Origin of the sequence: Proteiniborus sp., assembly GCF_040308045.1 — a bacterium.
Lineage (GTDB): Bacteria > Bacillota > Clostridia > Tissierellales > Proteiniboraceae > Proteiniborus.
In genome coordinates this window covers 54,644-62,775 of sequence record NZ_JAWRHZ010000011.1, presented here as the reverse complement: position 1 = coordinate 62,775, position 8,132 = coordinate 54,644, and the positions used below count along the sequence as shown (strand labels likewise).

Genomic DNA, 8,132 nt, shown 5'->3' with positions numbered 1-8,132 from the left:
TAAATAAAGTTAATTCGTAAATTTGATTAAGTAAGTATTGATTATATACAAGTAAATAAGTTATAATTTGAGACATAACAATGACCAACCTTTCTTTTTATTTGTTGTGTGGTAACTCAAATTATAACAGAAAGTAGGGGGGTCATTGTTTTTTTGTTTTGAAAAACTTTGTAACCCTTGATATATAGACAATTTAATATAAGAATTGGAGTGTCAGTATTGACACTACCTAAAGTAAAGGGAGAGCATAGTTATGAAACATGAATGGAGAAAACAAGAGAAGAATTTGTATATGCCAAAACAGAAGCCAGAGCTTATAACAGTTCCAGAACAAAAGTTTCTAATGATAAAAGGAGAAGGAAATCCGAATGGCGAAGAGTTCTCAGAAAGGATAGGTGTTCTCTATTCACTAGCCTATGCTATTAGAATGATGCCGAAGCAAGGATACACTCCACAGGGATACTATGAATATACAGTATATCCACTAGAAGGGGTATGGGATCTAACGGAAGAGGGAAGGAAGCTAGAGACACTAAATAAGGACGAACTTTTATATACTATTATGATTAGACAGCCAGATTTTGTAACAGAAGAAGTGGTAGAAAGAGCATTTGAAAACGTAAGAAAAAAGAAACCACATCCATTATTGGACAAAGTAACTTATGGATCAATGGAAGATGGATTGTCAGTTCAAATGCTTCATGTAGGACCGTATGATGATGAACCACAAAGCTTTGAAATGATGAAAGAATTTATCAATAATAACAATCTTGAAATAGTAACTTTGAAACATAGAGAAATTTACTTATCTGATGCAAGAAATGTAGATCCAACTAAATTCAAGACTGTGTTGAGATATAGAGTAAGATCAGTATAATGAGGCGAGAGCTTAAAGTGTAGGTGAAATTTAATGTGTGGTAGATTTTTGCTTAACAGCGATATTGAAGAGGTATTTAGAAGGTACTATATCAGAAATCAAGGAATCATTAATTATGCTAAAGGAGATTTTTATCCTTCCAGTCATATCCCCATTGTATTAGAAAATGGAGAGAGAACAATGAAATTTGCAAAGTGGGGGTTCTATTTTAGCGGTAGAAAGGGAGCTGTGATCAATGCTAGAGCAGAATCTATTAAATATAAACAAATGTTTAGAGACTCTTTTTATAGTGCAAGATGTTTAATTCCAGCTAATATGTTCTACGAATGGAAGGATGAAGGTAATAAGCGAAAAGCTAAATACAAGATAGGACTTCAAGATAATAATTTATTCTCGCTTGGAGGAATTTATAAAGTATCTCTTGATGAAAATTTAAAGGAACAAATGACAGTTGTTATAATAACCACTGAATCCGAAGGAAACATGAAGGATATACATTCCAGAATGCCTCTTATAGTCAAGGATAATGAAATGGATTTGTGGTTAAACGGAAACTCATCAATAAAATATGTTGAAGAGGTTCTTAAATCTAATATCAATAATAAATTAATAATCGAAAGATGTGAAACTGAAAAAGCAAAAAGTGATGATAGTGAGAAACATGAACAATTGAGGTTGTTTTGATTATATATAAATATTTTTGTTATCGAAGTTGGATTTTTATAACATTGGGCAAGGTATATGGGAAATCAATAACTAGGGGGAAATCATATGCAGTTCGAAGAGCTATATAATAAAGGACGTAGTTATCCTGAAAACTTTTTTTATGGTGACATGCTAGGAAATGTAAAGGAATACGAATTTCCAGAAGGGACATTCTTATTAGGCAATACTAGTGAGGAAGTAGAATTGCTATGGGGTGTAAATCAACTAGATGATTTAAGGCTTAGTATTGAAAAAATAGAGAAAGAAAATCAAGGCATAAATTTTATATTTAGATATGCTGGCAATCTTAATGACGTTTTTGAAAAGAAAGAAATAATAAATCAGTGGGGATATACAAACAAAGATATTAACGTTGGTTACTTTTTCTCATTAGATAATATATCGGTTGAATGTGATTGCCAAGCTATTGAGTATTTAGACAAAGATGATGTCTATAAATTTCTTTTATTAGAAAAAGAAGTATTTGATTCGTTTAACGTATCTGAAAATGAATTGAATGATTGGTTAAATAATGGCGATCATATTATTCTTGTGTATAAGGAAAGCAATAAAATAATAGGTTTTATAATTATTGGGTTATATGGAGCTAATAATCAAAACTGCTTTATAAGAAATGTCGGAGTGCTCGAAGCTGAAAGAGGAAAAGGAATAGGAAAGAAATTAATGCTTTTTGGATTAAAGGAAGCCAAAGAAGAAGGGGCATTAAAGGCTATGTTATGGGTTGGATATGACAATGTAATCGCGAGAAACATGTACGAGCAAATAGGATTTAGATTGGACGAGGATGAAGCAGAAGTGGTTTTTCAGGTGTAGATAATGGATTTTAGTGACTTAAAGGGATGGTTCTTAAAATTTATGAACTACAAAAACCTATAAAAAGGGGGCTAGAAAATGGCAGATAAATATGATGACACAATAAAATATTGGGATAATGTTTTTAGTCAATACACAGAATACAATCCAACGCATAAAATACAAGTACAAGAAATAGAGGATGGAGTAACTTGGCTTGTAGAGAATAGCAAATCCACAATCGATTTTGGTTGTGGTGGTGGAAGGGTTATGCTACGTTGTCTGGATAAGGGAATGGAATATGTTTATGGAATAGACCTATGTAATAATGCAATAGAAATTGCAAAGAAGGTCATAGAAAAATGCAATTATGAGGAGAAGGCTAAAGTAGTTTGCGATGGATTAGAAAAATTATACGATATTGCTGACAATAGCTATGAAAGTGCTATTCTTTTTAACATAATAGATAATTTAATACCTAAGGACTCTATTGAATTAATTAAGAATATACATAGAATTGTAAAGCCCAATGGTAAGATTTTGTTAAAGTTAAACCCATACATTACTAAACAGAAAAGGGAAGAATACAAATTTGTAGAGATCTCTCACGAATTTTACAAAGAAAATTCAGGATTATATCTATGGAATCTAACAAACGAAATGGCAGAAAAAAACTTTGAACCTTTCTTTATTATTGAAAAATATGAAGAGATTGAATTCAAACAATATAATATGATAAATCGTATGTACTATTTAAGGAATAGATAAAGAAGATATCAAGGACAAGCTTTATATATTATGTTTCTAAAATTATAATCTAAAGTATATAGTAATAATATATAAAGCTTTTTCTTATAAATAATACTACAAAAGAGAGCGTCTTACTATGTGGACAAGAGCAGAACTTAAACAGAGGGCAAAATCAGTTTTAAGGTATAATTATTGGAAGGCTTTCTTAATCGGCTTAGTTATTTCATTTGCTAGTGGTGGCGGAGGTAGCGGTGGAGGAGGAAGTTCATCCAGATATGCTACAGATTTTCCTAGAACCACAGATACTGGAACGATTACAGTTGTTATTATTATGTCCTTATTGTTTTTGTTATTTTTCCTAGCTTTACGAATTTTACTGGGTTATCCACTAGAGGTTGGAGGTCAAAGATATTTTGTAAAATCAGCTGAAGATAAAGACAACAAAAAATGCTTTAGCTTTGCTTTTGAAGGACAAAATTATAATGGTATAGTACCAACAATGCTGCTTCGAGGAGTATTTACTTTCTTGTGGACCTTATTATTAATCATACCTGGCATTGTGAAATCATATGCATATAGCATGGTGCCATATATTCTAGGTGATAATCCAAACATTGGAGCCAAAAGAGCAATAGAATTAAGTAATGAGATGACTTATGGACATAAGTTCGATATGTTTGTATTAGATTTATCCTTCATCGGCTGGTACTTATTAGGTGCATTGGCAATAGGCATTGGAGTATTATTTGTGTTTCCTTATGAATATGCTACAAAAGCTGAATTGTATCTAGCTTTACGCCAGATTGCATTAGAACATAATATGTGCACTTATGAGGAATTATTGTTAGACAGACCAGACGGAGATGGACAGGATGGACCATATTATTAGAAAATAGCTATAATTTTAGTGAATTTTAAATAACTTGGGAGTTGATTGGTTTGGATTCGAACATTACTCTAACAATCATACTAGCTATTGCTGTATTTGGAAAAGCTAATTCAGTAGCTGTTGCAGTATGCATATTGCTAATTGTTAAACTATTGAATTTAGACCAATTTGTATACCCATTAATCGAGAAAAACGGAGTGAACTGGGGATTGATTGTGCTTACTGCTGCAATCTTAATCCCCATTGCAAGTGGGAGAATTACAATAACAAATATAAAAGATGTTTTTATATCTTGGATTGGAATAACCGCTTTAATCCTTTCATTTTTTACCACTTATTTAAGTGGACTCGGACTAAACTACCTTACTGTACAGGGGAACAATGATGTAATACCAGCAATGATATTCGGTTCAGTACTAGCAGCTGTGTTTTTAGGGGGTGTACCAGTGGGGCCGTTAATTACATCTGGCATGCTGGCGCTGTTTGTAAAATTAATTAAAAAGGTCTGATAATAAGGGCTAAGAGACTTTAAAAACTAGACTACAAAGTGGACAAGCATATTAAAGAAAACGAATCAGGTGTAGAGAGTAGTCTTTTCAATAATACTTATGTATATATCTATTGTAAGAAAAAGAAGGAGATGAAGATAACAATTATGGGGTTTGTTATAAAAGAAATGACCGATAAAGAAGTTAAAGAAATATGTACATGGAAATATGATGATATATACTCATTCTATAATTTGGATGAGTCTAGTTATGAAGGCTTTTTAAATGGTTCATATTATTCAGTATATGATGAACACAAAAATCTAGTAGGTTTCTGTTGCTTTGGACAATCAGCTACAGTTCCCAATGGCAAGCTTGTTGGAGCTTATGATGAAGCAGGGTTTATAGATATAGGATTAGGTATGATGCCAGTTTTGTGCGGAAAAGGATTAGGTGACGAATTTCTTAAGAAATGCATGGAGTTTGTAGAAGAAAAAAACAATATAAGTAAATTCCGTTTAACGGTTGCAACATTTAACAAGAGAGCTATGAAGGTTTATGAAAAGCTTGGTTTTAAAAGGGACAAGTATTTTGATAGAGTGACCCAGGATGGTCGTACTATAGAATTTGTTACTATGAAGTTTGAAAAGGAATAAAAGTTTAAATCAGAGAAGTAGCGTAAATTTAGAAAAGTAAAAGGGGAGGAAATCATGTGGAAAGACTTAAGTAAGGAATGGCAGGAGACTTTTAAGTTAGCTTGGGAAGCCTATCAAAGGGGCACTATACCAATTGGCTGCATCATAACAACCCAAGATGGAGAGATAGTATCAAGGGGAAGAAATAGAATCTTTGATAAAGAGAGCTCCAATCCATTAGCAGGAAGCGATATGGCCCATGCTGAAATGACCGCCTTATTTAATCTGAAGGCAGACGAACATCCGGACATAAAAACCTATAAGCTATATACAACTTTAGAGCCTTGCCCCATGTGTTTTGGTACCATGGTAATGATGAATATACGTAATGTTTTTTATGGGGGAAGAGATGGATTTGCAGGTGCCTTGCAATTAAACGATAAAATGGACTACATTAAAAATAAAAATATCAAAATTAAGCAAGGTCCTCAAGAGATAGAAGAGTTCCAATTGATTCTTCAAACAGCATATGAATACACACGTAAGCATTCTAGAATTGAAGAGATACTTGATACATGGCGAGAAATTAACACACCATGTATAGATTACGGAAAGATATTAAGTGATATAGGATATTTCGAACTAGCAGTTAATGAACAGAAATCTATAGAAGAAGTCTATGACGAAGTCATTGCTAGGTATCAAAGATTTAAAAAGCAACAGAATTTTAAGGAAATGATGGAAGGCATAGGAAACATTGTTGTTGCAACAGAGTCAACATTGGCAGGTTGGGTTAAAATGGGCCTCCGATTATGGCCACATTGTACTGATGAGGAATTAAAAACTATTTTTCTAGATATCTTAAAATCAGATAAGGAAGAAGGACTTCTATATTATTTAGATAATGAGTATGTTGGTTTTATTAACGTTTCTATTAGAAGTGATTATGTAAGTGGCTCTACATCAAGCCCTGTAGGTTATGTAGAGGGTATTTATGTGAAATCAGAGTATAGGAATAGAGGCATAGCTAGGGAATTAGTTAGGGCAGGCGAATTATGGGCAAGTAGCAGGGGTTGCAAACAAATGGCTTCAGATATTTTAATAGATAATAATATTAGTTATGATTTTCATAAAAAATTTGGATTTGATGAAATAGAGAGAGTAATATGTTTTATCAAAGATATTAATAATTAACTAAATAGCTGTTGGTTCTGGGTAAAAAAGGATGAAAGAACTATTGGCATTAAAAAAATGGAACTATTTCATTATTTCCTCGTCTATAAATAAAATAGCAGAAATAGGAGGATGCGGTTTATGAATTATAAGAAGCTCATTCTAATAGCCTTAGGCATAATTGCAATAGCCCTTGCTGGCTGCCAAAAAAACGAAAAAGTAGACATTAGAGGAGAGATTACTGGTGTAGATATATCTAATGACAATAGAATTGTAAGTATAATGGTTGAAGGAGAACTTGAAGAAGACACATCATTTGATAAAGCAAGTATTAGAATTGATAAGAGTACAAAAATATATATGGCAAATACAAATACTAAGATTTCTACTGATGAACTTAAAGAAGGAATGAAGGTAGAAGCTATATTTGATGGACCAGTAGCTGAATCCTATCCGGTACAAGCAAAAGCTAAAGTAATTAAGATTTTAGAACAAGATAAAAACACAGAAATAGCCAAGACCTCAAACAACGCAAACTCCATACCACTTGAGCTAGAGGAAAGTGGATATACAGAAATTGATGCTGTGCTAAATAAGCAAAAGAATATTGATATAATCCGATGGGCTCCAGACAAATCCTGTGTTGCTTTTCTGATGAATAACACAGATTGGGGAGGCCAAATGTATTTATGGTATGTTGGAGTTGAAGAACCAGTAGAAGTACAGGGAGCAGAAGGTATGATATGTGATTTTATATGGTCGCCTAATAGTGAATATGTTGTTGCTGATGAAGGTACTTCAAATAGTAGAACAGGATATGTTGTTAAATCAAAGGATACTGTGCTTCTTTATAGCATGGGATTTATATCAGATTTCTTCTGGTCACCAGATTCAAAGTTTATAGCAATGGCAAAGGAAAGCGAAGTAAAATCCGCTGTATTAACTGAGTTGGAAGGAACTACAGATGTTTGCTTATTAAATATAGAAACTGAGGAAACAAAAATAATAGATAGGGGAGCACCAGAATATAACCTTTGGATTACAAGTTGGGATAATGATGGTATACTGCACTATGTAAGATCATATGTTAATGAACCTGGTAAAAGCGAAGAGCTTACATACAAATATCAATAAAGGGTATAACAAGTGCTATATTGGAGGCGAAATAAATGGACAATAAACAACTTGATACAAGAATTAAACTGGTTAAAGACGATATAACTAAGCTCAAGGTTGATGCAATAGTTAATGCAGCAAATAACAGTCTTTTAGGTGGGGGTGGAGTAGATGGAGCCATCCATAAAGCAGGAGGGCGACAGATACTAGATGAATGTGTTGAGATTAGGAGTAGACAAGGTGGCTGCAAAACTGGAGAAGCAGTCATAACATCTTCAGGAAAACTTCCAGCAAAGTATGTAATTCACACAGTAGGTCCAGTATGGCAAGATGGGAATAATGGTGAGGAAGAATTATTAGCAAGCTGTTATATTAATAGCTTAAAGCTAGCAGTTGAAAATGAGGTTAAAACCATAGCTTTTCCTAACATAAGTACAGGAGTATATAGGTTTCCTAAAAGGCAGGCAGCAGAGATTGCGATAAAAGAAGTTAATAAGTTTTTATCAACTAATGACACACTAGAAGAAGTGATATTTGTTTGCTTTGGGGATGAAAACTTCTCCATTTACGGCGAAATGATCATAAGCTATAGTCCAGAAGTATTTCTTTAAAGGATAATTGTCGATGAAACCAGTTAGGAGATCTAAATCAGCCGCTTTTAGAATTAGGACACTCTAATAATATAG

General features: G+C 33.1%; 10 protein-coding genes. All 10 read left to right on the top strand.

The window, feature by feature from the left end:
• Window positions 1-253 precede the first annotated feature (253 nt).
• Window positions 254-877 carry a GyrI-like domain-containing protein gene (locus ABV008_RS01790; RefSeq protein WP_352418096.1) on the top strand — a complete coding sequence of 208 codons (624 nt, stop codon included), beginning with the start codon at window positions 254-256 and terminating at the stop codon, window positions 875-877.
• A 33-nt stretch (window positions 878-910) separates the two neighbouring features.
• Window positions 911-1,561: an SOS response-associated peptidase gene (locus ABV008_RS01785; RefSeq protein WP_352418095.1), complete on the top strand. Its 651-nt coding sequence runs from the start codon at window positions 911-913 to the stop codon at window positions 1,559-1,561.
• 87 nt (window positions 1,562-1,648) lie between these two features.
• On the top strand, window positions 1,649-2,416 hold the full coding sequence (locus ABV008_RS01780; protein WP_352418094.1) for a GNAT family N-acetyltransferase: 768 nt from the start codon (window positions 1,649-1,651) through the stop codon (window positions 2,414-2,416).
• A 78-nt stretch (window positions 2,417-2,494) separates the two neighbouring features.
• Window positions 2,495-3,163: a class I SAM-dependent methyltransferase gene (locus ABV008_RS01775; protein ID WP_352418093.1), complete on the top strand. Its 669-nt coding sequence runs from the start codon at window positions 2,495-2,497 to the stop codon at window positions 3,161-3,163.
• 118 nt (window positions 3,164-3,281) lie between these two features.
• Window positions 3,282-4,034: a DUF975 family protein gene (locus ABV008_RS01770; protein ID WP_352418092.1), complete on the top strand. Its 753-nt coding sequence runs from the start codon at window positions 3,282-3,284 to the stop codon at window positions 4,032-4,034.
• A 50-nt stretch (window positions 4,035-4,084) separates the two neighbouring features.
• Window positions 4,085-4,543, top strand: coding sequence for a DUF441 domain-containing protein (locus tag ABV008_RS01765; RefSeq protein WP_352418091.1), 459 nt, complete (start codon window positions 4,085-4,087; stop codon window positions 4,541-4,543).
• Window positions 4,544-4,581: 38 nt separating this feature from the next.
• Window positions 4,582-5,178 carry a GNAT family N-acetyltransferase gene (locus tag ABV008_RS01760; protein ID WP_352418090.1) on the top strand — a complete coding sequence of 199 codons (597 nt, stop codon included), beginning with the start codon at window positions 4,582-4,584 and terminating at the stop codon, window positions 5,176-5,178.
• Window positions 5,179-5,232: 54 nt separating this feature from the next.
• Window positions 5,233-6,351 (top strand): aminoglycoside 6'-N-acetyltransferase, encoded by a 1,119-nt coding sequence (gene aac(6') / locus ABV008_RS01755; protein WP_352418089.1) that lies wholly within the window; start codon window positions 5,233-5,235, stop codon window positions 6,349-6,351.
• Between the two features lie 120 nt (window positions 6,352-6,471).
• Entirely contained in the window at window positions 6,472-7,464 is a 993-nt protein-coding gene (locus tag ABV008_RS01750) for a DUF3221 domain-containing protein (RefSeq protein WP_352418088.1), read from the top strand.
• Window positions 7,465-7,499: 35 nt separating this feature from the next.
• Window positions 7,500-8,057 carry an O-acetyl-ADP-ribose deacetylase gene (locus ABV008_RS01745; RefSeq protein ID WP_352418087.1) on the top strand — a complete coding sequence of 186 codons (558 nt, stop codon included), beginning with the start codon at window positions 7,500-7,502 and terminating at the stop codon, window positions 8,055-8,057.
• The last annotated feature ends 75 nt before the right edge of the window (window positions 8,058-8,132 follow it).